This is a genomic window from Kitasatospora sp. NPDC056273 (assembly GCF_042268845.1).
GTDB lineage: Bacteria > Actinomycetota > Actinomycetes > Streptomycetales > Streptomycetaceae > Kitasatospora.
In genome coordinates this window covers 1-24,060 of sequence record NZ_JBHJSJ010000026.1, presented here as the reverse complement: position 1 = coordinate 24,060, position 24,060 = coordinate 1, and the positions used below count along the sequence as shown (strand labels likewise).

Here is a 24,060-nt window from a genome sequence, read left to right as displayed (position 1 = left end):
GTTCCGGATCGTCACGGCCCGATGCCGGACAACCCCTGATACATGCCCGGCGCCGGAGCGCTGATGCCACCCGGCGGGCGGCGGCACGACAACGGCCCCGGCACGGGCGGTACCGTGCCGGGGCCGTCATGGTCGTCGTGGTCGTCGTGGCGGAGGGGTCAGATCCGGACCCGGTTGGCCGGAGCCACACCGGCGGCGATCCGGCCGGCTTCGATCCAGCCCGGGGCGTCGCCGCCATGGTTGAGCCAGACCCTCATCGCGCCGTCGTCCGCCAGGACGAGGTAGTCGTCCCTGCCGTCGCCGTCGAAGTCGGCGAACCGCACGTTGTCGCGGGGGGCGACGCCCGCGGCGATCTGCCCGAGTTCCCGCCAACCACCGTGCCCGTCACCGCCGTTGTTGATCCACGCCTTGACCGAGCCGTCGTCCTCCACGACCAGGTAGTCGGCGCGTCGGTCGCCGTTGACATCGGCGAAGCGCACCTTCCCACTCGGGGCGACGCCGGCGGCGACCCGGCCGATGGCCTCCCAGCCTCCGTACCCGTCACCACCCTTGTTCAGCCAGACGCTCACCGAGCCGTCGTCCTCCAGGACGAGGTAGTCGGCCTTCCCGTCACCGTCGAAGTCGGCGAGTCGTACCTTCGCGGCCGGGGCGACACCTGCGGCCACCGTGCCGCCGCTGCGGAAGCCTCCCTTCCCGGTACCCGCCCAGCACATGACCCGGCCGTCCGGCATCACCTCCAGGTGGTCGGCCTTGCCGTCGCCGTCGAAGTCCGTGAAGTACGAGGTGGAGTCCGGGAGTTCATCGGGGCCTCGGTCGCAGGAGGACTCCTTCGGGACCGGCTCCTCCCAGCCGCCGCGCCCGTCACCGCCCCGGTTGAACAGCATGCACTGGTCGAAAACCCCACCGCCCTTGCTGGCGAGGTAGTCGACCTTCTTGTCCCCGTCGATGTCGCCCAGCCACACGTACTTGCTCGGCAGACCGACACCGGTGGCGACCTGGCCGAGTTCGGTCCAGCCGCGCTCGCCGGTGTCGCCTCCGTTGTTGAGCCACGCGTCCAGCGAACCGTTGTCGCCGACCACGACGTAGTCGGCCCGCTTGTCGCCGTCGACGTCCGCGAAGCGGACCTTGCCGCCCGGCGCGACGCCCGCGGCGACCTTTCCGAGAGCGCTCCAGCCGCCTCCGCCGGGCATGTCGGTGCCCTTGTTCAGCCAGACGTTCACCGAGCCGTCGTCGCCGACCACCAGGTAGTCGGCCTTGCCGTCGCCGTCGAAGTCGGCGAAGCGGACCTTGTCCCCGGTGGCCACTCCGGCCGCGATCCGCCCGACGCCGTTCCAGCCGCCCCGGCCGTCGGTGTTGAGCCAGGCGGAGACGGAACCGTCGTCCTCGACCACGAGGTAGTCGGCCTTCCCGTCGCCGTTGACGTCCGCGAAGCGGACCTTGCCGCCGGGGGCGACGCCGGCCGCCACCGTGCCGATGGCCTGCCAGCCGCCTCCGGCGGGCGTGCCGGTGGTCCCGCCCGATCCGCCGGACGGGTCCATGCCCCCGCCTCCACCGGGCGTGCCCGTACCCGTGGTCCCGCCGGAGCCGGTCGACGGGTCCATCCCTCCGCCGCCGCCAGGGGCACCGGTGCCTCCGGGCATGTCGGTCCCCCGGTTGAGCCAGGCCTGCACCGAGCCGTCGTCGTTCAGGACGAGGTAGTCGGCCTTGCCGTCGCCGTCGAGGTCGGCGAAGCGGACCTTGCCGCCCGGCGCGACCCCGGCGGCGATCCTTCCGACGCTCTGCCAGCCTCCGCCGCCCTTGGCGTCGGTGCCCCGGTTCAGCCATGCCTCGACCGAGCCGTCGTCGCCGACCACCAGGTAGTCGGCCTTGCCGTCACCGTCGATGTCCACCGGGCCGTCGCCCAGGACGCCCCCGCTGTACGGGGCGGGCTTGACCGCGACGTTCTCGGTGATCCAGCCGTCGGCGGCCGCGGCGGCGACACCCTCGTAGAAGGCGTCGGCGATCTTCGTGTAGCCGCTCGGGGTCGGGTGCAGGCCGTCGCCGCCCCTCATGTCGCCCGCGGTGACGGCGCCCATGTCCGCGAAGCGCACCTTCATGCCCTTGCCCCGCCAGGTGTCCACCAGCGGCGGCAGGAGCTTGTTGTAGGCGTCGAACAGGGGCTGGAAGCGCACCCACGGCGTGGCGGGGTCGGTCGGGGGAACCGAGCCGAGCACCACCGTCGCGTCCGGCGCCATGGCGTGGATCTTCCCCAGCAGGGTGTCCATCCGGTCGCGCGCGTCCTGGGGTGTGGTCGGGGCGCCGCGGTTGAGGTCGTTGGTGCCCGCCATCAACGTGATCACGTTCGGCTTCGCCGCCGGCAGCCAGGTGTCGAGGTCCCCCTCGCGGTAGCCCGCGTTGTCCGTCAACTCGTCGATCCGCCAGCCCGAGTGGCCCTCGTGATCGCCGTCGAAGCCTCCGTCACCGTGCTTGAGGGAGCCGACGAAGTCCAGGCTGCCGGTGTGGTCCTTCAGCGCCTGCCACAGCTCCTTGCGGTAGCCCAGGCTGTCGTTGGCGCTGCCCACGCCCTGGGTGATCGAGTCGCCCAGCGGCATCACCGTCAGCTTCGGCACGTCCCACGGGTCCCGGCTCTCCAGACCGGTGTGCCGGACGGTCACCGCACCCGGTGCCGCCCCGGCCCGTCCGTCACAGGCGAACGTGCCGTACTGCGGGTGCGCGTCGTGCTGCCGCACCGTCTGGCTCAGGCACTCCGAGAGGGCCTGCTGCCCGAAGGCGTTCGGGTGGACGAACTCCTGCGCCTCGCCCTGCTTGCGGGTGCTCGGCACGCCGGGCAGGTGGTCGACCCAGCGCACCCACTCGGCGGCGTCGGCGGCCAGCGGGGACTGAGGGGAGTTCTCCACCCCGGCCGTCCTGGCGTCCTTGGAGTTCAGCTCGTGCCCCGCGAAGGCGGACCGCGGGTCGAGAAAGACGGCCTTCTTCGCGACCGCGGCCTTCTTGAGGGCGTCGGAGATCGCCGGGGTGACGGTGCGGTTGGTCCAGGCGGCGTCCTCGTCATAGAAGGGGAAGCCCGCCTTGGTGTACCGGTCGTAGGTGTCGCCGGTCTCGCGCATGCCCAGGGGCTGCGGGAACGGGCTCGGGTAGGACTGGATGACCAGGGTGTAGTCGCCGTCCTCGTACCCTGCGTCCCGCATGGCGGCGCGGATGTCGTCGACCGTGCCCTCGACACTGCCCTGAAGGCCCGCCAACTTGCTCTTCAGCGGACCGTCCTCACCGTCGTGGCAGGCGCCCTGGCCGAGCATGAACCGCCGGGCGCAACGCGTCAGGATCCCGGAGAAGTCGAGGTCGTTCCCGCCGACGGACAGCGCGATCACCTTGACGTCCTGCTGCTTCGCCAGCTCACGCAGCTGCTGGACCTGCGGCGCCTCGCCCTTGAATCCCTCGCCGCGGACGTGCTTCGTCTCGGCACCGGAGCAGGCGATGTTGAAGCGGTTCCCCGGCGGGACGCCGTAGAGGTCGGCGCCCTTGATCTCGGCCGTGTCCGAGCGGTCGCACCCGTTGCCGCCCTGGTAGGAGGTGTCACCGTAGACCTTCGTCAGGTCGTAGCGGCAGGCCTCCGCCCCGGCGACGTCCTCGCTGCAGTCCGTCGCGGCGCGGTCGGTACCGAGGCTGGATCCGGAGCCCGTGGCGTCCCCGTTTCCGGCCCAGCGTCCGCCCTCACCGGAGATGTAGCTGTCGCCCATGGACACGATGGCGGCGGAATCGTCCGAGCACACCGAGCCCGCGCGGACGGACAGCTGGGATGCGACCTTGCATGGGCGCTTCATGGCCAGCATCCGTCGCAGGAAGTCGGTGTTCATCACCAATTGCTTCCCGTTCGGACCCATCACTCTGTAGGTGGCGCCGGCATCGATCGCCTTCCCCATCTTGCCCCACTCGAGGATCAGGTCCTTGTAGTCGCGTACGGGGAAGGGCCCCTTCCCGGATGGATCGGCGAGGGCGTCCAGCACGCCTTTCTCGACCACCCTGTTCCTGGCCGACTCAGCCACTGCCACGACGAGGACGCCCAGCGGTCCCCGCAGAGTGCCGTATGGTTCCTTGCCACCCGCCGGTTTCGCGAAGGCAAGCGCCTGCACGGCTCTATCGATGTCGGACTCCGCGACGGTGTAGTCCGGATCTTCGAGCTTCCTCAGGTCCTGGTACCTGCCCTCATAGCCGAGGTCGACCCGTTGGGAACCGGTTCCAGGGCCGTCCGTCTCGATGGCGCCGCCGTCCTTGCGGAGATAGAAGTACCGGCTGTCGATGTGGAATCCGATGACGTAGGAGTTGGCTTCCCTCACGATCAGCTGGACGCCTCCCACGCCCTCGGGCCCGAGAGGAGTGATGTCGAGCAGTGCGATGCCGGTGCCCGTCAGCTCGACGTTCCTGACCTCCGTGGTCGTCCCGCCGACCGTGACCGTGTAGTCGTGGGGCGTTCCGTGCAGCCCCTGACGCAGATTCGATATGACCGTCGCGAGTCGATCCCTGTAGCCGGCTTCCGGCTCGGCTGCCGCACCGTGGGCGGGGCGGATGAGGGCGGCCAGAAGCAGCACGAGGGACAGCAGGAAGGAACCGGTCCGCAGGAGCGCCCGGGCGTGAGGGAGCGTCACACCCGCGGTCGCCGCGTCATCGGGCCGTCGGTCGCGCTGTCCGGCAACCTTCCGGGCGCGGGTGTTCTGTCTGATCGATGGACGTTGTGGATCCATGGGTCCGTTTCAGGTGTGGAGTGGCCCCGCCGTGGCAGGACTGCCGGTTGAGGCGATCCCGGCCGGGAGGAGGACGCTCATCAGCCGATCCCCCGATCGGTACGCCAGAGCATCAATGTGTACTGCAATACTAATCTGGACTCAAGTCCACTTGATGCATGGGCTCCGGGCCGACCGTCAGGCCATGAGGGCCGGCGATCGGCTCAACCTTCGTGCGGATCCGGCACCATGGCGCCAGGTCAGGCAGCCCGCGGGAGCGCCGAACACCCGGTCGATAATTGGGTGTCGCCGATCAGTCCCGGACTGATAGCGTCCCGGACGTGGCAAAGCTGAACCAGATCATCGCCGTTGAAAAGGGCGTCAAGTCCAAGTCCTTCCAGGAGCTGACGCAGGCCCACCAGGACCTGCAGAAGCCCGCGCTGCTGGCCGGGATCTCCCGCGCCTACCAGCCCAAGGACGAGGAGGGCGAGCAGCTGCCGCCGGAGTCGACCCGGGTGCAGCTGAAGGCCGAGGACATCCTGCGGTCCACCGCGAACACCCTCACCCGGCTCTTCGACGTGACGGCCACCAAGGACTGGGCCAACATCGACGCCCGCGCCGACGTCGTGGTGGACGGCCAGGTGCTCCTCTCCCGGGTGCCGGTGCCGTACCTGCTCTTCCTGGAGAAGCAGCTCACCGACCTGTTCACCTTCGTGAAGAAGCTCCCGGTGCTGGACGCCTCCGAGTCCTGGAACCTCGACCCGTCCACCGACGCCTGGAAGACCGAGCCGGTGCGCACCATCCGGACGAAGAAGGTGCCGCGCAACCACGTCAAGGCCGAGGCCACCGAGAAGCACCCGGCCCAGGTCGAGGTCTACTACGAGGACGTCGCGGTCGGCTACTGGACCACGGTCAAGTTCTCCGGCGCGCTGCCGGCCCGCCGGGTGAACGAGCTCGCCGAGCGGGTGGAGAAGCTCCAGCAGGCCGTCAAGTTCGCCCGCGAGGAGGCCAACGCCGTCGAGGTCACCGACCAGCGGGTGGGTGACGCCGTCTTCGGCTACCTGTTCCGGTAGCCTCATGATCGCCCGCCCGGGGAGCCGGGCGGGTGCGCCGAGCGCGACAAGTCCCCTGCCTGGGAAGCCGGATGGGTGGGCCCGTGCGCGGCGCGCAAAGCTGACACTGACGTTGAAGCTGACCAGGGGTCACAGTGGAGGTTCGAGCCCTCCCCCCGGCACCGCCGGCCGGGGTAGCCCAATCAGGCAGAGGCAGGCCCTGTCAATCTCAGACTCTCGCTCCAGTCTCAGCATTCGCCGCCGAACACCGGATCGACCGGGTGCGGACGAATATCGACGAATGCAGGTTCAAGTCCTGTCTGTGCCGCTCCGTGGCACGGTAGTTCAAAGGTAGAACGCGTCGATTTCAACCTGATCCGCGACCCTTAAACGTGCCGGTGTGCGCAATTGGGCGGCAAACAGGGGCCCGGGAGCAGGCTACGCTCCCGGGTCCTCTCGCGTTCCCGCGCGTTCCTTCGCGTTCCCGCGTTTCCTCACATTCCCGCCGCGCCCGCTCACCGCGCCGAGAGCAGGTCCAGGATGCGGCGGGCGGCACGTTCGCCGGTGGCCAGCGAGGAGTTGGTGGTGCTGTAGGCGAAGTGGTCCCCGGCGAGTTGGACGGGCGAGGCCGGGTCCAGGCCCGCGGTGAAGGCGGCGAGGTCCCGGTATCCGCCGGCCGGGCGGGCCAGGACCGCGTTCTCCCACCGCTGGACGACCTCCATCTCCCGGTGTTCGTCGATGTGGGCGGCCAGGTCCGGCAGCGCTTCGCCCACGGCCTTGCGGGCGTCGGCGATCACCGTCTCGTCGTCGAGGTGCATCCGGGCGGTGTTCCAGTGGTGCCGGAAGACCAGGGTGACCAGGCCCCGGCCGACGGGCGCCCGGCCGGGGCCGAGGTTGTGCTCGTACAGCGCGACGCAGAGGTCCGGGTGCTCCCGGCACGGTACGGCGACGCCCAGTGCCGTCTCGGCGGGTGCCCGGCGCAGCCCGAAGGTGACGTGGACGTCGCTGGTGTACCGGACGCCGTCGAGGTACCGGCGCTGGTCCGCGTCGAGGGTGGTGACGATCCGGGCCGCGGCCGGGGCCGGTACGGCCACCACGCAGGCGCGGGCCCGTTCGGTCCGGACCTCGCCGTCCCGCTCCCACACCACCTCGACCCCGGTCCCTTCCGCCCGCACTTCGGTCACGTGGGCGCCCAGTTCGAGGCGGGTGCCCGGGGAGCGCATCACGGGGGTGGCGAGGAGGAGTTCGGGGAGGAGTCCGACACCACCGTCGAAGGTGAAGCTCGCGGCTCCGAAGGTGCCCCACATGATGCAGAAGGCGCCGACGGCGGCGACCTCCTCGGCGGGTACGAGGAACTGGGTGCTGCACAGGGGCTCGATCAGGTAGTCCAGGAGTTCCCGGTCGAGTCGGCGCAGGGCGTGCTCCCGGGCGTTCTCCCCGTCGATCCCGGCGGCGCCGGACAGGTCCTCCCAGCGCAGTCGGCGGCGGGCGGCCCCGAGGTCGCGCAGCAGGTTGACGGCCTTGAGCTTGGCGCGCCACCCGAGCAGTCCGGTGCTCAGGAGTCCCGAGGTCTTGACGAGGGAGAGGCGGTGCACGCGGCCGTCGCGCAGCACGCCGAGTTCGTCCGAGCACGGGAGCATGCGGGTCGCCAGCCCCGCGTCCTCCAGGAGCCGGATCATGGGGGCGTAGTTCCGGGAGAGCCAGCTCGCGCCGCGATCGAGGCGGTACCGGACGTCTCCGACCGGAACCTCGCGGGAGGACATCCGGCCTCCGACGTGGTCCTCCTGTTCGAGCAGGGTGACGTCGCGGCCGGCCTGGCGCAGCCGGAAGGCGGCGGCCGTTCCGGCGATTCCGGATCCGACCACGATCACCCGGTTCTCGGTGGCGGTTTCGGCCATGCGACGCCTCCTCGGACATCCCGGTCACCCGGGTTTCTTTTGCTCGGGCTGGAATGCGGTGGAAATGCGTGGAGTTGGCCGTTCGATCTGCTGCCCGCCTCGCCGTATCCACGGCCCAGCGCCGCCCGCCACTGTCTCCCGCGCGCACAGCGAAGCATGAAATCCGGTGCGCCGCACTGAGCGCCCTGGCGTGTCGTCAAGAGGGAGACGCGAGAACGCTGGTCCAATCGGAAAACCGCCGGTCCGATCGCAGGGCGCCGGTCTGGTCAAAACCTGCTGGCCCAAATCGAAAGGCGTTGGTCATATCAAAAGAGAAAAGGAGGTATCGCATGCGGAAGGAAGCGCCGGAAGAACGTGAACTCCCGGCGTACGGCGAGGAGGTGTTCGCCTTCGCCCACCCCGCGCAGACGGACCGTCTCGACGCCCTGGCCGGTTCCTGCGACCCCGCGACCACGGGTGATCTGGCGCGCTGGGACCTGCCGGCCGACGCCCGTTGCCTGGAAATCGGGGCGGGGGCCGGGACCTTGGCCCTGTGGCTCGCCCGCCGCCACCCCGAGGGCGAGGTGACGGCCACCGACACCGACCTCCGTTTCCTGACGGGCCTGCGCCACCCGGCGCTGCGCGTGCTGCGGCACGACGTGCGCACCGACGGGTTCCCGCCCGGCACCTTCGACCTCGTCGTCGCCCGCAGCGTCCTGTGCCACCTGCCCGAGCGTGCCGCGCTGCCGGGGCGCATGGCGTCCTGGCTGAAGCCGGGCGGCCGCCTGTACATCGAGGACCCCTCGTTCTTCCCCGCCTCCTCCTCCCCCGACCCGGTCGTACGGCGTCTCGGGACCGCCGTCACCACCACCCTGGCCACGACCCTCGGCAGCGACGTGTCGGCCTGGGCCCGGTCGTTCCCCGCCCCACTGCGGGGCCTGGGGCTCGTGGAGGTGGGGATGCGGGTGCACTGTCCGACGCTGACCGCGACGAACGCGGCGGGACGGGCGTGGGCGCTGTCGATCGCCGATCTCCTGCCGGCGATGGCGCGCACCGGGGTCCTCGCGGAGGCGGACGGGGCCGAGGCCCTGACCCACCTGCGCCGCCCCGGGTTCGTCGACACGGCGCACGCCATGGTCGCGATGTGGGGCGTACGCCCGCCGGCACAACGGCCGGACCGGACGACACACCGACCGAAGCAGACGGCACAACAGCCGGGCCAGGGGCCCGCGTGACGACCGACGCGCTCAGGGAATCGGCGCTCCGGGACTTCACGGCCCACCGCGGCGCCCACGCCGACGCGGCCGACGCCGAGGCCCTTCGCTGGGCGGAGGCCGCCGGCCTCTGCGACACCCCGGCGGAGCTGCGCAACCTCGCAGGCATCCGCCCCGGGCTGCTGGCGGCGTGGTGCCATCCACGGGCCGACCGGCCGGACAGCGTGCTGGTGGCGATGTGGATGGCCTGGCTGTTCCTCCTCGACGACCGGATCGACGAGGGCGAACTGGGGCGTGACGCCGACCTCCTGGAGGGGTACCTGCGGGAGCCGCTCGGCATCGTCTTGTGCGGGTCCGAGCCCACCTCGCCCGTGGGACGGGCTCTGGCGGAGATCGTCGAGCGGGTCTCGGACGGCATGCCCGCCCCCTGGGCCCTGCGGTTCCGCCGCCACGTGGCCGACTACCTGTCCGCCTGTGTCTGGCAGGCCGCCCACCGGCAGGCCTCCCAGGTCCCGCGCCTGGACGGGTTCCCCGCCTGGCGCCGGGCCTTCGGGGCGATCATGCCCTCGTTCGACCTGGTCGAGCGGACGGACGGCTGTGTCCTGCCCTCGTCCCTGTACTACTCCCGTCCGTTCCAGGAACTCCTGGTCGCGGCGGCGGACCTGGTGTGCTGGACCAACGACCTGATGACCGTGGACAAGGAGGCCGCCCAGGGCGACCCCCACAACCTGGTGCTCGTCACCGCCCACCACGGCGGCACGGACCGGCACGCCGCCGCCCACCTCGTGACGGACGCCTTCGAGGAACGCCTGCACGCCCACGCGCGGGCCCGCCGGGAGCTGGCCGACCTCACCCGCGCGCTGGCCGTGCCGCCCGGCCCGCGGCGGCAGGCCGACCACTGCGCCCAGGCGCTCCTCGGCTGGGCCCGGGGCCACCTGGAGTGGGGCCTGGGCACGCCCCGGTACCGGTCCGGAACGATCACGACGAGAGAGGATCCCCATGCCGACACCCACTGACACCTCCACGGACGACGCCTCCGGTGGCGCCTCCGGTGACCCCACCGGCAGCCGTCCGCCCCGGGCCCCGGGCGCCCTCCCACTCCTCGGGCACGCGCTCCGCCTGGCCAGGGCGCCGCTGGCCTTCCTGGACGCCCAGCGCCGGTACGGGGACGTGGTCGAGTTCCGCATCGGCCCGCGGCCCGCCTACCTCCTCAACCACCCCGACCTGGTGATGGCCCTGCTGACCGGGCCCGGAGGGCGGTTCGACCGCGGCGAGATCTTCACCAAGGCCCGCCCACTGTTCGGCGCCGGCGTCGCCGTGGCCGACGGCGCCCACCACCGGGACCGTCGCCGCGTCGTCCAGCCCCTCCTGAGCGCCGCCCGTCTGCCCGGATACCTGGACACCATGGCCGAGTTGGCGACCGCCCGCGCCGCCTCCTGGCACCACGGCCAACGGCTCGACCTCAACGCCGAGATGGCGGGACTGACCATCGACGTGGTGGCCGCGACCCTCTTCGGCCGTCCGCTGCCCGCCGGCTTCGCCGCCGTCGTCCACCGGGCCCTGCCGGTCGTCGTCGCCGGGGTAGGCCGCAGGGCCTACGGGCCCGCCGCCGCGCTCCTCGACCGGCTGCCCGGCCGCGAGCGGGAGCGCTACCGCACCGCCCTGGACGACATCCACGGCGTCGTGGACGCCCTCATCGACGCGGACCCGCACAACGCCGGCCTGACCCGGCTGTCGGCCGGCGCCGACCGGCGGCAGCTCCACGACGACGTGACCTCCCTGCTGATCGGCGGCTCCCACACCAGCGGCGCGGCCGCCGCCTGGCTGTTCATCCTGCTCTCGCGCCACCCGGAACTGCGCCGCCGGGTCCGCGAGGAGGTCGGCCGGGTCGTCGGCGACCGCCCCGTCGACCCGGCCGACCTCCCTGCGCTCGTCCTCACCCACCGCGTCGTCCGGGAGACCCTCCGGCTCTACCCGCCGATCTGGCTGTTCCCCCGCCGCGCTACCGGCACCGTGGAACTGGGCGGCCACCGGTTCGCCCCCGGGGCCCAGATCTTCTACAGCCCGTACGCCCTGCACCGCGACCCCCGCTGGTACCGCGCCCCGGGCACCTTCGACCCCGACCGCTGGGACCCGCAACGGCAGCCCGCTCCCCCGCGCGGCGCCTACCTCCCCTTCGCCGCCGGCGTGCACGGCTGCCCCGGTGGCGACTTCGCGCTCGCGGAACTCGCCCTGCTGACGGCGGCGGTCTCGGCCACCTGGCAGCTGGACCCGGTACCGGGCAGCCGCCCCCGGCCGGTCGCGGCGGCCACCCTCGGCCCCGCACCCCTCACCGTGACCGTGACCGCCCACCCCGGACGGTGAGGGGCGGCGGCCGCGCAGGCGGCGGCGCGCGGCTGATGTCGTCATCCATAGACCGTGTCGTATACGAGACCAGCACGTGGGTGCCGCTGCTCAGCGCCTCGTCTCGTACCTGGTCAGAACCACGCCGCCGGGAAACGCCCGTGTCTCCACCAGGTTCAGGTTCACCCAGCTGTCCAGCGCGGTGAAGAACGGCGTGCCGCCGCCCACCAGGACGGGATAGGTGACGATCACGTACTCGTCGATCAGCCCGGCGCGCATGGCCGCCCCGGCGAGCGTCGCACCGCCGATGTCCATCGGGCCGCCGTCCTCGGCCTTGAGCCGGGTGATCTCGGCGATCGCGTCGCCGGTGACCAGGCGGGTGTTCCAGTCGACCTCGCTGATCGTCGAGGAGAACACCACCTTCGGCGTGTCCCGCCAGTTCCGGGCGAACTCGATCTCCGCCGGGGTGGCGTCGGGCTGCTGGTCGCCGGTCGGCCAGTAGGAGCTCATCGTCTCCCACAGCTTGCGCCCGTACAGCGACAGGCCACTTGCCCGCCCCTGGTCGAGCCACCACTGGAACAGCTCGGGGCTCGGCGGTCCGCTCCAGGCGATGTCGTCGCCGGCCGCGGCGATGTAGCCGTCCAGGGTCAGGTTCATGCCGTAGACCAGTTTCCGCATGGCCCAGCCTTCCGTCCGTGGGTGTCCGGCGTACGGACCGGCGCGGCTCGGGACACTCATCGGTGCGCGATCCGGGCTCGCCGGCAGTCCTCGTGCTTCGAGCTCAGCCTGGTGTACTCGACCGACAGTGGCAAACCGCCTGATCCGACCTCACCCTCACGGGGGAATGCCACCGGTTCTGAGACCGGTCATGAGGGACAAGGCCGGTTGGAGGCTGCCCTGCCCTGTGCCGTGGATGCTCGAAAACTCCCCGTTCGACCTGGGCTCGCCCGGAGCCGATCCACTTGAACGCCGGATTCGAACAGCTCCATCATCGGTTTCCTGCGACGTCCCCGGCACATACCCGAACTCGACTTCCGGGTATGCGTCTTGACGAGAGTGGTGCCGCCGCAGCAGTCCCCCGCGCCCGCCCGCGAGACCGAGGAGTCCGCCAGGTGATCGACTTCCAGGTGCTGACCGAGCTGGCCTTCCGCGAGGGCGTCGAGCGGATCGGCGTCGGCGTGGTGGTCCGCGACGCCTCCGGCCGGATCCTGATGATCCGCCGGGCCGCGCACGACGTCCTGCCCGGCCTGTGGGAGTACCCGGGCGGCGGGCGGGAGGACGGCGAGCCGGTGCCGGCCGGGGCGGAGCGGGAACTGGCCGAGGAGACCGGGCTCACCGGCCTGCCGCTGGAGTACGCGCGGCACCTGGACTTCAGCAGCCAACGGGGCCTGCGCGTGCGCCAGTTCGTCTTCACCGCCGTCGTGCCGGACGGCACCCCGGTCGTCCTCTCGCCCGACCATGACGGCCACCAGTGGGCCGACGCCGAGCGGCTGCCGCCGACCGGCGAAGGGCAGCGCGCGGTGATCGAGTGGCTCACCGGCCGTCTGGCCGTACCCGGTTGGCGGCCGGCCGGCGGCTACCTCACCACCGTCGCCCGGCCCAGCGCCTACGGCTGCTTCCTGGTCACCGACCCGCGGGGCCGCGTCCTCGGGATGCGCTCCGCCGTCGACCCCGGCGTGTGGAACTTCCCCGGCGGCAACGTCGAGCACGGCGAGACCCCCTTCAGCACCGCCCTGCGCGAGGCCCGGGAGGAGCTGGGCCTCGACCTCGCCGCGGAGAATCCCGAAGCCGTCGCCCGCAGGCGCCTGGTCGCCGTCATCCACGAACAGGCCGGCGCCGACCAGCCCGTCCCCGCCTGCGGCTACGTCTTCGACGGCGGCGTCCTGACCCGCGAGCAGCAGGCCCGGATCCGCCTCGATCCGGCCGAGCACACCGAGTGGCGGTTCGAGACGGCCCACGACTGGCACGCCCGGATGACCCCTGCCCGGTACCAGCGGCTCCGGCAGGTGCTGCGCGCCCACCGCTCCGGTGTCCCGCTCTACCTGGAGCGCCCCACGCCGGCCGACGACGACTTCGAGGGCGTCCTGGTCTTCGTCACCGACCGCGCCGGTCGACTGCTGATGAACCTGCGCGAAGACAAGCCGGGCATGGCCTGGCCCGGCTACTGGACTCCGATCGGCGGCTGGCGGGAGGCCGACGAGAGCGCCCGGGAGACCGCGGTGCGCGAGGTCCGCGAGGAGGCCGGCCTCGAGATCACCGGCCTGCGGCCCCTCCCCGACCCGCACCACGACCACGGCCTCCCGCTCACCCGCGTCCTGCACGCCGTCTGGGAGGGCCCCGACAGCGACCTGCGGCTCGGCGACGAGGGCCTGGCCGTCCGCATGGTCCCCCTCGACGAGGTGCTCGGCCTCAAGGTCCCGCCCTACCTGCACCACTACCTGCCCCTGCTCGCCGCCGCAGCCGACCAGTCCACCGGGAGCACCGCATGAACCGCACCGACCCCACCGACCACACCGGCCACCTCGCGGACACGGCGTCCGGGGCACCGGGTACGGACCCGCTCATGCTGGTCGTCGGGGTCCACCTCGTCCTGTTCGACGGCGGCACGGTGCTGCTCGGACGGCGCCGCAACACCAGCTACGCCAACGGGCTGTGGCACCTCCCGGCCGGGCACATGGAGCGGGGCGAGCCGGTCACCCGCGCCATGACGCGCGAGGCCGAGGAGGAACTCGGCATCACCATCGCCGAGGAGGACCTCGAACTCGTCCACACCCTGCACCACCTCGACACCGACCACAGCCGCCTCCAGCTGTTCTTCCGCCCGGCCCGCCACACCGGTCAGGTGCGCAACGCGGAGCCGCACAAGTGCGCGGAACTGCGCTGGTGGCCGCTCGACGGCCTGCCGGCCGACACCGTCCCCTACACCGCACACGCCCTCTGCGAGATCACCCACGGCAACCGGCTCTCCGCCCACGGCTGGCCGGTGTGACGCCGGCACCACCGAACCCCATCGCACCGACCAGCCGCGGAGGTCCGTCTCGCTTGACCTCCCGTGCGTCAGTCCGGCAGCCAGTGCAGTTCGCGTGCCAGGGCCTTGGCGACGGCGCGGATGCGGCGGTGCAGGGGCGACTGCTCGCGTGGGAGGACCAGGTGGAGCGTCAGGCCGGGCGCACCCCTCAGCGGTCGCCAGGTGAGACCGGCCGGTTGCACCATGGCCGCGGCTTCTCCGGCCGGGGCGAGGGTGACCCCGTCCCGCAGGTCGCGCTGGGACAGGTCGAAAGCGACAGCGGGCGTGTGGAACCGGGGGTGCGGTCGGGTGTCCCGAAACAGTGCGGACAGCTGATCGTGGACCACGGGGTTGGCCGCGCGGTCCGGGAGTCGCAGCGGGTACGCGGCCGCGTCGGCGATCTCGATCTCCGCGCGTTCGGCCAGCGGATGGTGCTGCGCCAGCTGGACCCCGATGCGCGAACGCCGCAGCAGGAACCGGCGCACGCCATCGCCCGGTTGTTCACCGCGGGTGATCCCGGCATCGATGCGGCCGTCGGCGACCGCCGGGGAGATCTCCGGTGTCGCCATCGGGACCGCGCCGACCTCGAGTCCGCTGTTGTCGCGAATCAGCCGGTCCACCAGGGCCGGTGCCGTCTCGGCCCCGGCGCTGAGGCTGTATCCGATGCGCAGCGTGCCCAGTGCTCCGGCCGCCGCGCTCCGGGCGGTGTCCCACGCCCGGTCCAGCGCCGCCAGCGCGGGCGGCGCGGACTCCGCCAAAGCCGAACCGGCTGTGGTCAGTTCGACGCTGCGCGTGGTGCGGACCAGCAGGGCCGTCCCGAGTTCCGCCTCCAACCGGCGCATCCGGGCGCTGAGTGCGGGCTGTGCGATACCGATCCGTGCGGCCGCGCGGGTGAAGTTCAACTCCTGTGCCAGCACCAGGAAGTACCGCAGGCTCACCGTGTCCGGCGCCACGCGCCCTCCCCGCCGATTGATAACGATCCGTTCTGAGCTTAGTCCGTACCGGTCTTTCCCTCGACCGCCCGTCAAGCCCTAGCCTGCGGATGCCGGGATCGATCGATCCGATTGTCGGTCCGACGTCGGACGTGCCCGGCCGAACACAGGAGGTTTCCATGGCCAAGGGCTACTGGGTCAGCGCCTACCCCGCCGTTTCCGACCCCGAGAGGCTGACCGCCTACGCGGAGCTGGCCGGTCCGGCAGTCCGGGCCGGGGGCGGGCGCCTCCTGTCCCTTGACGGTCGGGTCGTCGCCCACGAGGCCGGAATCACGCAACGCGTCGTTCTGATCGAGTTCGACAGCTTCGAACAGGCCGTCGCGGCCTACGAGAGCGAGGCGTACCAGGAGGCGCTGGTGGCCCTCTCCGGCAGCGTCGAGCGCGACTTCCGCATCATCGAAGGCATCGACTGACCGGCGGGCCCGGCCGTCGCCGAGCATCGGGGGCTCTCGCAGTACCTGGATCACCAGGGCCTCCCAGACGTCCGAAACGCCTGCCAACCTGGTTGAGTCGAACGCGCCGACAACACTCCATGGACACGCACCGCGGCTCTACCTCCATCAGGTCGATTCAGCTGCCCCGTATCCGCGACCATGTCGGCGCGTTCGTCCACGACAGAAGGGGACGGAGACCAATGGCGGACAACCAATTCACCACTCACACAGAGCTTTTCGATCTGAGTGGGAAGTACGCCCTCGTCACTGGCGGCACCAGTGGCATCGGGATGATGATGGCGCGCGGCCTTCTCCAGGCGGGCGCCCGCGTCGTCATCAGCTCGCGCGACGCGGACAGGTGCGCGGAGGCACAGCGTCTACTGTCCGAATTCGGCGACGTTCAGGCAATCCCCGCCGACCTGTCCAGGCACGACGAGTGTCAGCGTCTCGCCGATCTTGTCAAGGGCGACCCGGAACGCCTGGACATCCTCGTCAACAACGCGGGAGCGATGTGGCGCGAGCCGCTGGCGACGTTCCCGGACGAGGCCTGGGACGCGGTGATCGACCTCAACCTCAAGTCGCCGTTCTGGCTGGTGCAGGCGCTGCTCCCCGCACTTCGCGGGGCGGGCACCGCCGATGATCCCGCGCGGATCATCAACATCGGCAGTATCGCCGCCATCCACGTCGCCGAGTCGCCCAACTACTCGTACGCCAGCAGCAAGGCGGCACTCCATCAACTCACCAGAGTGCTTGCCAGGGAGCTGGGCCCCCAGCACGTCACGGTGAACGCGGTAGCACCGGGAGTGTTCCCGTCGCGGATGACGGCGTCCGCACTCGATGCCATCGGCGACACGATCGCGGCGGCGGCCCCTCTGCGCCGAATCGGCCGCGACGACGACATGGCGGGTATCGCCGTGTTCCTCGCCGGCCGGGCCGGCTCCTACCTCACGGGCGCCGTGATCCCGGTGGACGGCGGCATCGCGACGACCGCATCGGGTACCCCCTAGACTGCGGAACGGACTTACGGTGAGGAGATGGCCACGATGGATCCACGCACCGAGATCCGGGAGTTCCTCAGCTCGCGTCGCGCCCGCATCGCACCCGCGCAGGCGGGCCTGCCCGCTTACGGCGGCAACCGTCGGGTCAAAGGTCTGCGCCGCGAAGAGGTGGCGCTACTGGCGGGGGTGTCGGTCGACTACTACGTGCGCATGGAGCGCGGCAGCCTCGCCGGTGCCTCCGATGGCGTGCTGGACGCGCTGGCCTCCGCCCTGCGACTCGACGAGGCCGAGCGCGACCACCTGTTCCACCTCGCACGCCAGTCCAGGGCGCCCGGCGGCCCACCCCGGCGTAGGCCCGCCGTGACGGTGCGCTCGACGCTGCAGCAGGTGCTCGACGCGGTCTCCGACGCACCGGCCTGGGTCAGTACCGGCCGTTATGACGTGCTCGCCACGAACAACCTCGCTCGCGCGCTGTTCTCACCGGTGCTGGCCGACCCGCGACGGCCCGCGAACACGGCGAGGTTCGTCTATCTGAACCCCGAGGCGGCCAGGGACTTCTTCGTCGACTACGACCAGATCGTCGGTGACGTGGCCGCGAAGCTACGCATGGAAGCCGGCCGCGATCCGCACGACGAGGAGCTGATCGCCCTGGTCGGCGAACTGTCGACGCGCAGTGAGCTGTTTCGGCAGCGGTGGGCATCCCAGGACGTGCGACTGCACCGGTCCGGCCGCAAGCGGGTTCGCCATCCGGTCGTGGGCCGGCTCGACCTGGACGTCGAGTCCCTGGAACTGCCCGCCGAACCCGGCCTGCTCCTCAACGTCTACACGGCACCCGCGGGCACACCGACCGCTGACAATCTGGCGCTCCTGGCCTCGTGGGCGGCCACCCACCAGGCGCCGGCGACCGAGCTCGAAGCGGATGACGGACAGTCCAACCGTTGAAGGTGGCGCCATGGCGGCGCGATGATGCTTGACGCCGTGTCGGTGGCTCGGACAGGGCCGGCACTGGCATGGATGTTCCTCGAGCCCCGACCACCGTCCGCTCACCCACCCCGGAGGCAGCACCGTGGAGAGCCTTCTCCAAGCCGTGGCCGTGATCGCCCACGACCGCGACCGGAACCTGGTCGCGACCCTGCACTACGCCGCGAACAGCTGGATCACGGCGTCGGCGTGGACGATCCCCGGCGGCAAGGTCGAGGTCGGTGAGCGCCTCGACGAGGCCGCCGCGCGCGAGCTGCGGGAGGAGACCGGGCTGCTCGTCGAGCCGGCGGACCTGCGGCTCGTGCACACCGTCCAGGTCCGTACGGGCTGGGACGGCGAGCACCCGTTCCTGCTGTCGGTGTTCCTCGCCACCGCGTGGCGCGGCGAGCTGACGAACACCGAGCCGGACAAGCACCTCGACGCGGTCTGGTCCCCGGCCGACGGGCTCCCGCTGCCGATGTTCCCGACCGCCCACGCCGCCCTCACCCACCACCTCTCTGGCGGAAGGGGCTTCTCCACCTACGGCTGGGACGACGAAGGCTTCGACCCACGGGCCCTGATCGGCGCGTGACAGCGGCGGGCCGCCGCCGCCCGGGCCGCCCGCTTCCGGGGGTACCGTGGCGGCGCGCCACACCCCTCGGGCGACCGGTCGGCAGCGGACCGCCGGCGGGTCAGTGCAGCCAGGGCTGGTAGTTCGGGTTGTCCACGCAGCCGGACTCGACCAGGGAGGCGGTGGCCCGGTCGACCGGGCAGGCCCGGCTGATGAAGTGCCGGTCCACGCCGCCGGGGAACGCGACCTCCACCTGGTCGGCGTACTGGTGCTGGTCGCCGATGGTCGCGTTGACGTCGATGCCGCCGGGGGCGTCGATGAAGTAGTCCCAGGGCACCTTCTTCCACTTCTTGTACAGCTCGGGGTCGTAGGTGGTGCTGACGAACGGCGAGGGCTGGTTCTGCAGGACGTAACTGGTGATGTCGTACTGGCCGTTGACGGTGTCCTTCGGCGCGAAGCCCTGCTCGAAGATGACGGACGGGTCGCGGCCGTCCGAGCGGAAGAGCGGGTGGCAGTTCTTGCGCCAGTGCGGCGTGGGGGTGATGCGGGGTACGTCCACCCTGCGGTCCACGGCGGCGTACAGCGGGTCCGGGCCCTCCGGGATGCTCTCGAAGGTGCTGGCGGGGAGGGTGACGGCGGGCCGGTCTGCGCAGTCGTCGGCACGCAGTTCGGCCTCGTCGGCGAAGTCGATGCGCCGGCCGTCCAGGACGATGGCGACGGCCTCGGTGCCGAGTTCACGGACGATGACGCCGTCGCACTGGGGGCCGCTCCAGAGCGCCTCCCCGCTGGGGTCGAGACAGCGGAACGGGGCGGCGTCGGCCTGGGCAGCGGGGGCGGCGGCGGCCAGGCTCTCGGGGGTGAGCACGACGGCGCAGGCGAGGGCGACCGCGCCGGCGGCCGTGCGGATTCGAATGTTGATCACGGCCGTTACCCTGGCCGCCCGCTGCCCCGGGGGTACCGCAACTCACCCGATCGAGGGCGTGTCAGCGGCTTTGGTGGACGCCTTCAGGCGTCCCGGTCCGCGTGGATCGGGCGGGTGCGCTCCACGGCGGACCCGCCTCCCCACCGTCAGCCGACGACGACCGGCTCACCGGTCAACTCGACACCGGACCGGCCGAGTTCGGCGACGGCCCGGGCGGTGGTGTCGGCGGCGACGCCCGCGGTGTAGTCGAGCAGGACCCGGACGGCGAAGTCGGCCCGTACGCCGTCGAGCGCGGTGGCCTTCACGCAGTGGTCGGTGGCGATGCCGACCACGTCCACCTCGGTGACGTCCCGTGCGCGCAGCCAGTCCGCGAGGGCGGTCCCGTCCGAGGTGAAGCCCTCGAAACCGCTCTTGGAGGCGGAGTGCGCACCCTTGTAGAAGACCTCGTCCACGGTCGTCTCGGCCGTGGGCGCGAAGTCGGGGTGGAACTCGCCCCCTTCGGTGCCGACGACGCAGTGCACGGGGAAGGAGTCCTTGAAGTCCGGGTGGTCGGAGAAGTGGCCGCCCGGGTCGAGGTGGTGGTCGCGGGTGGCGACGACGTGCGTGTACTCGCGGCCGGCGGTGCGTTCGACGAGCTCGGCGATGGCGCGGGCCCGCCCGGCACCGCCTCCGACCGGAACGGCCCCACCCTCGCAGAAGTCCTTCTGCACATCGACGACGATCAGTGCACGCCCCACGGCACAGGCCTTTCTCACGGGAGTCTCGGTCCCCCACCCGTGCCCTGCCGGACGGCGGCCCGCGCCTCCCGTGCGCGATGTTCACCCGGGCCGCGCAACCTCGGAGGTGCGGCTCCGCTCACCCGGACGGGAACCGGACCCGCTGTGGACCGGGCCGTCGGGGACACCTTCGGGGATTCCGGGCGGATCGGCGCATTCATGGCCATCAGCAATCAGAAGTGGTCAACAGCGGTTCACTACGGGGCAGTTCCGACCTTTCGGTCATGGCCGCCGACCGCGCTCCGTACTGTTGTGAAGCGAGCGCGCCCCGGTCGCCTTCCGACCCGGTTTGATCGCTGACTGTTACTATCCGGTGACAATTCGCCCATGATCGATGGGCGGCCCAGGACGTCCCCACAGATGACAGAGCCCGAATCGCGGCATCCACGCCTTCGGGCGAGCAACCACCTCCCCCGGAAAGGGGTACCCGTGATCGTCTCCAAGCGGAACCGCCTGCGCCTGGCCGCCGTGGCCACCCTCGGCACCCTCGCCCTCGGCCTGGCGGGCACCGCCCTGGCGGCCGGCCCCACCACCACCGACCCCGCGCCCACCGGGCCGTCCGTCACCGCGCCGTCCGTCACGCCCCAGCCCGCCACCCCGCAGGCGGCGGCCACGCAGGCCACCATCACCGCCAAGCCGTCGGTCACCACGGTCCAGGCGTGGGAGCTGTTCCGGGTCACCGGCACAACCACCGGGCTCAAGGCGGGAACCACGGTGACCCTGCAGCAGAAGCAGAACGGCGCGTGGGTCACCCTGCCCGCCTCGGTGCCCACGACCAGCAGCGGTGCCTACTCGCTCGGCGTGAAGCTCGGCATCACGGGCCTGAACGAGCTGCGCATCGTCAGCGGGGAGGCCGCCTCCCCGGTCTTCACCGTCACCGTGCGCTGACACCGGTCACAGCCCTCTTCTCCGCGACTCGCGGCCCGGGACGGGCGGCACACCAGGAGCCACCCGCCCCGGTCCGAACACGAACTGCGCCTGGCCCTCGGCCTGTTCGACGCACTCGGTACACCCATCCAGAGGACCTGCGACAGCGCGGCACCACCGCCTCCCGGTCGAGCAGCGTACGGCCCGGGCATCCCCCGATACCGGGCCGTACGAGCACGCCAGGACCCGCACGGCGCCGATCCGGCCGCCCGGCGCCAGGGCCGGGCCACCTCGGCACGCCGTGCGGGTCGGCGTCGTGGAGTGCGGGTCAGCGCACCGTGACGGTGAACACGGGCGAGGCGGTGCTGCCGCTGACGATGCGCAGCTCGTTCAGGCCCGTGATGCCGAGCTTCACGCCGAGCGAGTAGGAACCCTTGCTGTTGGTGTGGACGGAGGCGGGAAGGGTGACCCACGCGCCGTGCTGCTTCTGCTGCAGGGTCACCGTGCTTCCGGCCTTGAGGCCGGTGGTCGTGCCGGTGACCCGGAAGAGCTGCCACGCCTGGACGGAGGAGACCGACGGCTTGGCGGTGATGCCGGCCTGCGCGGCGGCCGACTGCGCGGCGGACACGGGCTGGACGGCCGGGGTGGCCGCCATGGCGGTGCCCGCCAGCCCGACGGTGAGCGCGCTGAGGGTGGCCACGGCGGCCAGGCGCAGGGAGTTCCGCTTGGAGACGATCACGGGTGCACTCCTTTCACAGGAGGGTTCGGCCCGAGGCCCGATCGATGCGATCGACGTGACTCGGGCTCTGTCACCTATAGGGACGCCCCGCTCGGCACTTCGGTTGTGGACGGAACGTCACTTCCTTGTAACAGCAGTCGAGTTCGCCCATCAGGGTCAGGGCGGACAGGCGAGGCCGGATCACATGAGCTTCCGGCTGCCGCCCTCCTTGTTCAGGGCGCCCACGTTGATCGGCTGGAGGATGACGGTGATCGCGCCGGCCGAGAAGTGCTGCACCGGGCCGCCGGTGTTCCGCCCGTGGAAACTGTGCGGCAGCGCCTGCCCGTTGGTCGGGTCCGTACCCGCCGTATACATGTCGACGATGCCCTCGTACCCCTGCCGGGCCTTGGCGTCGTTGCCGTCCGCGGCCTGCTCCACGGTGATGCGGTCGTCGCCGTCCTCGGCGACGACCGCCGCCACGTGGTAGGGCCACCCGCTGGTGTTGTCGGGGTGCTCGAAGTCCTCGTCCCACGCCGTCTCCACGATGGCGAACGCCTGGCCGGGGCCCGGCCGTTCCTCGCCGTTCGCGTTCGGGCCGCCGGGCCGGGCGTTCGCGTAGGCCGCCGCTCCCTGCGCGTTCTCCGCGTCGCCCAGGCCGAACTGGTGGCCGCCCAGGGCGAATTCGCTGGCGTCCTGCCCCAGGGCCAGCCGCTGCCGGTGCATGATCTCCTCGGCGGTGTGGGCACAGTCCGCGAGGAAGGACGTCTTCGGCTCGTACTCCGCGTACGTGCGTCCCGCGATCTGCCCGCTCTGCCCGGTGGCCTTGCAGTACCGGGGCGCCGGGGCGCCTTCCGCGACCCAGATGACGGTGGTGTCCGCCGCGGGATCGGCGGTCAGGAGGTAGAGGCCGTTCTGCGAGACCCGTGCGGGCCCCAACTCCTCGGTGGTGACCTGGGCGTAGCGCTGGACGGCCGTCGTGCCGGCGGCGCGCGCCGTACCCCGGGCCGTGGTGTCCTCCTTCCGCTGGACGGGGGCTTCTTCGAGGCCGTGGTCGCTCTGCTCGGGCATCCGGCTCATCACCCGGACCGCGTTGGCCTCGGCCTCGCGCTCGAAGCGGTCCCCGGGGTCGGAGACGCTCAGCCCGGACCCGTTGTCCGTACCGGCCACCGGACCCTGGCGCTGCTGGATGACGTGCGTCAACTCATGGGCGAGGGTGTGCTTGTCAGCGCCGCCGTCGCCGATGACGACATGGCTGCCGGAGGTGTAGGCACGGGCGCCCACCTCGGCGGCGGAGTCGCGGGCCGCGGAGCCGGTGTGCAGACGGACGTCGGAGAAGTCGGCGCCGAAGCGGGATTCCATGTCCCGCCGCAGCGGTTCGTCCAGCGGCCTGCCCGGCGTGCGCAGCACGTCGTGCACGGCGGAGCGCTGCACCGGCTCCTCCACGGGCGGCTGGTGGCCGCAGCCCGCGCCGTGCCGGTGCCCGTGCCCGCTCCGCTGGAGCATCCGGACGACGGCCGCGTTGCCGACGGTGCGCTGCAGCCCGAGGAGCTCGTCGGGCGCCTGGCTGCCCGGGGCCTCCCCGGACCGTGTGGCCGCGCTCCTGGGGGTGCGCTGCGGCTGCTTCTCGTCCTTCGTCGGCTCGTGCGCGTGCATGGAACTCCGCTCGTGGGGACGGCAGTTTCGTGGTGTTCCCCCTACATACCCGGTGCGGCGGTCGCGGGTAAGGGGCGCGAGGGCACGATGCACTGCCCGTACGGGCAACACGTCCGTCCCGACGAGCACCGACGGCCGAGCCCGACCCGGGCGAACCGTCAGCCGCGCGGCGGCAGCCGTCGGGTGATCCGGCCGAACAGGTCCTCCAGCGGCTCGCCGAGGTCCCGGCCGAACTCGGTCAGCCCGTAGGTGACCTGGGGCGGCGTCGTCGGCTCGACCTTCCGCCAGACCAGGCCGTCCTGAACCAGCGCGCGCAGGGTCTGGGCGAGCATCTTCTCGCTGATGCCCTGGATGCTCTCGCGCAGCTCGTAGAACCTGAGGTCGTTGGCCCGCAGGGAGATCAGCACCCAGATGCCCCACCTGCTGGTCACGTGGTCGACCATGTCGCGCGCGGGGCAGTCGGTGTGAAACACCTCATACCGCTGCCCGGTTTCGGCCTGCTTGTCCTGCGCACCTACCTCCATGTCCTGAGCTTACGTCAAGGTACGTCCTTACCAAGGGTTAGCCGCCGCTCCTAGCGTGAAGGCCACAGAGTCCATCGGGCAAAAGGAGCTGACCATGATCGTGGTGACCGGGGCTACCGGGAATGTGGGCCGACCGCTGACGCGGGCGCTGGCGAAGGCGGGCCTGCCGGTGACGGCGGTGTCGCGGCACGCGGCGCCCGTGCCGGACGGCGTCCGCCACGTGGCGGCCGACCTGGCCGATCCGGCCGGCCTCGCACCGGCGCTGGCCGGGGCGGAGGCGCTGTTCCTGCTGCTGTCCGGCGACCTGCACGCCGCCGGAGCCGGCCCGGCCGACATCATCGGCCCGGCCGCGGCCCGGGGGGGGGGGCGGCGAGGGCATGACTCCGCCCAGGGCGGGGGGGCCACGGCCGGCGGGCCGACGCCGATCGCGGTTC

The 24,060-nt window shown here is 71.7% G+C and carries 21 protein-coding genes; 12 read left to right on the top strand and 9 right to left on the bottom strand.

Annotation, left to right across the window (positions count from 1 at the left end; genetic code table 11):
• Nucleotides 1-158: 158 nt before the first annotated feature.
• A complete protein-coding gene (locus ACFCY1_RS23120; protein ID WP_375875873.1) occupies nt 159-4,643 on the bottom strand; it encodes an FG-GAP-like repeat-containing protein in 4,485 nt (1,494 codons plus the stop codon).
• Nucleotides 4,644-5,059: 416 nt separating this feature from the next.
• Between ACFCY1_RS23120 and ACFCY1_RS23115 the strand changes: the two genes are divergently transcribed.
• Nucleotides 5,060-5,791, top strand: a complete 732-nt coding sequence (locus tag ACFCY1_RS23115; RefSeq protein ID WP_049649138.1) for a hypothetical protein — start codon at nt 5,060-5,062, stop codon at nt 5,789-5,791.
• 494 nt (nt 5,792-6,285) lie between these two features.
• Here the strand turns inward: ACFCY1_RS23115 and ACFCY1_RS23110 are convergent, their stop codons facing one another.
• The gene (locus tag ACFCY1_RS23110; protein ID WP_375875872.1) at nt 6,286-7,668 is read right to left on the bottom strand and encodes a protoporphyrinogen/coproporphyrinogen oxidase; all 1,383 of its coding nucleotides are present in this window, start codon (nt 7,666-7,668) and stop codon (nt 6,286-6,288) included.
• A gap of 329 nt (nt 7,669-7,997) precedes the next feature.
• Here ACFCY1_RS23110 and ACFCY1_RS23105 point away from each other — a divergent pair, with 329 nt between their 5' ends.
• Genes ACFCY1_RS23105 through ACFCY1_RS23095 form a run of 3 tightly spaced genes read left to right on the top strand, consistent with a single transcriptional unit; the run spans nt 7,998 to nt 11,225 of the window.
• Entirely contained in the window at nt 7,998-8,882 is an 885-nt protein-coding gene (locus ACFCY1_RS23105; RefSeq protein ID WP_375875870.1) for a class I SAM-dependent methyltransferase, read from the top strand.
• Complete coding sequence (locus ACFCY1_RS23100) at nt 8,879-9,877, top strand: terpene synthase family protein (RefSeq protein ID WP_375875869.1); 999 nt, start codon at nt 8,879-8,881, stop codon at nt 9,875-9,877. The genes ACFCY1_RS23105 and ACFCY1_RS23100 overlap by 4 nt, the downstream gene beginning before the upstream one ends.
• Nucleotides 9,861-11,225, top strand: a complete 1,365-nt coding sequence (locus ACFCY1_RS23095) for a cytochrome P450 (protein ID WP_375875868.1) — start codon at nt 9,861-9,863, stop codon at nt 11,223-11,225. The genes ACFCY1_RS23100 and ACFCY1_RS23095 overlap by 17 nt, the downstream gene beginning before the upstream one ends.
• Before the next feature lie 90 nt (nt 11,226-11,315).
• On the opposite strand, the gene ACFCY1_RS23090 is transcribed toward ACFCY1_RS23095, so the two are convergent.
• Nucleotides 11,316-11,882 (bottom strand): dihydrofolate reductase family protein, encoded by a 567-nt coding sequence (locus tag ACFCY1_RS23090; protein WP_375875867.1) that lies wholly within the window; start codon nt 11,880-11,882, stop codon nt 11,316-11,318.
• A 434-nt stretch (nt 11,883-12,316) separates the two neighbouring features.
• Between ACFCY1_RS23090 and ACFCY1_RS23085 the strand changes: the two genes are divergently transcribed.
• Together ACFCY1_RS23085 and ACFCY1_RS23080 are read left to right on the top strand one after the other, a co-directional pair.
• Complete coding sequence (locus ACFCY1_RS23085) at nt 12,317-13,693, top strand: NUDIX domain-containing protein (RefSeq protein ID WP_375875866.1); 1,377 nt, start codon at nt 12,317-12,319, stop codon at nt 13,691-13,693.
• Complete coding sequence (locus tag ACFCY1_RS23080) at nt 13,690-14,193, top strand: NUDIX domain-containing protein (protein WP_375875865.1); 504 nt, start codon at nt 13,690-13,692, stop codon at nt 14,191-14,193. Before ACFCY1_RS23085 ends, ACFCY1_RS23080 begins: the two co-directional genes overlap by 4 nt.
• Nucleotides 14,194-14,261: 68 nt before the next feature.
• On the opposite strand, the gene ACFCY1_RS23075 is transcribed toward ACFCY1_RS23080, so the two are convergent.
• Entirely contained in the window at nt 14,262-15,164 is a 903-nt protein-coding gene (locus tag ACFCY1_RS23075; RefSeq protein WP_375875864.1) for a LysR family transcriptional regulator, read from the bottom strand.
• A gap of 158 nt (nt 15,165-15,322) precedes the next feature.
• Between ACFCY1_RS23075 and ACFCY1_RS23070 the strand changes: the two genes are divergently transcribed.
• From ACFCY1_RS23070 to ACFCY1_RS23055, 4 genes are all read left to right on the top strand, one after another.
• Nucleotides 15,323-15,616, top strand: coding sequence for a DUF1330 domain-containing protein (locus ACFCY1_RS23070; RefSeq protein ID WP_049649130.1), 294 nt, complete (start codon nt 15,323-15,325; stop codon nt 15,614-15,616).
• A 221-nt stretch (nt 15,617-15,837) separates the two neighbouring features.
• Nucleotides 15,838-16,644 carry an SDR family oxidoreductase gene (locus ACFCY1_RS23065; RefSeq protein ID WP_375875863.1) on the top strand — a complete coding sequence of 269 codons (807 nt, stop codon included), beginning with the start codon at nt 15,838-15,840 and terminating at the stop codon, nt 16,642-16,644.
• Nucleotides 16,645-16,680: 36 nt separating this feature from the next.
• Nucleotides 16,681-17,577, top strand: a complete 897-nt coding sequence (locus tag ACFCY1_RS23060; RefSeq protein WP_375875952.1) for a helix-turn-helix transcriptional regulator — start codon at nt 16,681-16,683, stop codon at nt 17,575-17,577.
• Between the two features lie 124 nt (nt 17,578-17,701).
• A complete protein-coding gene (locus tag ACFCY1_RS23055) occupies nt 17,702-18,187 on the top strand; it encodes an NUDIX domain-containing protein (RefSeq protein WP_074003274.1) in 486 nt (161 codons plus the stop codon).
• A 100-nt stretch (nt 18,188-18,287) separates the two neighbouring features.
• Here the strand turns inward: ACFCY1_RS23055 and ACFCY1_RS23050 are convergent, their stop codons facing one another.
• Nucleotides 18,288-19,088, bottom strand: coding sequence for an ADP-ribosyltransferase (locus ACFCY1_RS23050; protein WP_074002656.1), 801 nt, complete (start codon nt 19,086-19,088; stop codon nt 18,288-18,290).
• Nucleotides 19,089-19,234: 146 nt separating this feature from the next.
• A complete protein-coding gene (locus tag ACFCY1_RS23045) occupies nt 19,235-19,825 on the bottom strand; it encodes an isochorismatase family protein (RefSeq protein WP_375875862.1) in 591 nt (196 codons plus the stop codon).
• Nucleotides 19,826-20,293: 468 nt separating this feature from the next.
• On the opposite strand from ACFCY1_RS23045, the gene ACFCY1_RS23040 reads away from it, so the two are divergent.
• Nucleotides 20,294-20,752, top strand: a complete 459-nt coding sequence (locus ACFCY1_RS23040; protein WP_375875861.1) for a hypothetical protein — start codon at nt 20,294-20,296, stop codon at nt 20,750-20,752.
• Between the two features lie 307 nt (nt 20,753-21,059).
• On the opposite strand, the gene ACFCY1_RS23035 is transcribed toward ACFCY1_RS23040, so the two are convergent.
• From ACFCY1_RS23035 to ACFCY1_RS23025, 3 genes are all read right to left on the bottom strand, one after another.
• Nucleotides 21,060-21,470 carry a hypothetical protein gene (locus ACFCY1_RS23035; RefSeq protein WP_375875860.1) on the bottom strand — a complete coding sequence of 137 codons (411 nt, stop codon included), beginning with the start codon at nt 21,468-21,470 and terminating at the stop codon, nt 21,060-21,062.
• A gap of 180 nt (nt 21,471-21,650) precedes the next feature.
• The gene (locus ACFCY1_RS23030; protein WP_375875859.1) at nt 21,651-23,102 is read right to left on the bottom strand and encodes a DUF4157 domain-containing protein; all 1,452 of its coding nucleotides are present in this window, start codon (nt 23,100-23,102) and stop codon (nt 21,651-21,653) included.
• Nucleotides 23,103-23,260: 158 nt separating this feature from the next.
• Nucleotides 23,261-23,626, bottom strand: a complete 366-nt coding sequence (locus ACFCY1_RS23025; RefSeq protein WP_375875858.1) for a winged helix-turn-helix transcriptional regulator — start codon at nt 23,624-23,626, stop codon at nt 23,261-23,263.
• 94 nt (nt 23,627-23,720) lie between these two features.
• On the opposite strand from ACFCY1_RS23025, the gene ACFCY1_RS23020 reads away from it, so the two are divergent.
• Nucleotides 23,721-24,060: NAD(P)H-binding protein (locus tag ACFCY1_RS23020; protein ID WP_375875857.1), on the top strand; the 340-nt coding region annotated here is incomplete at its 3' end.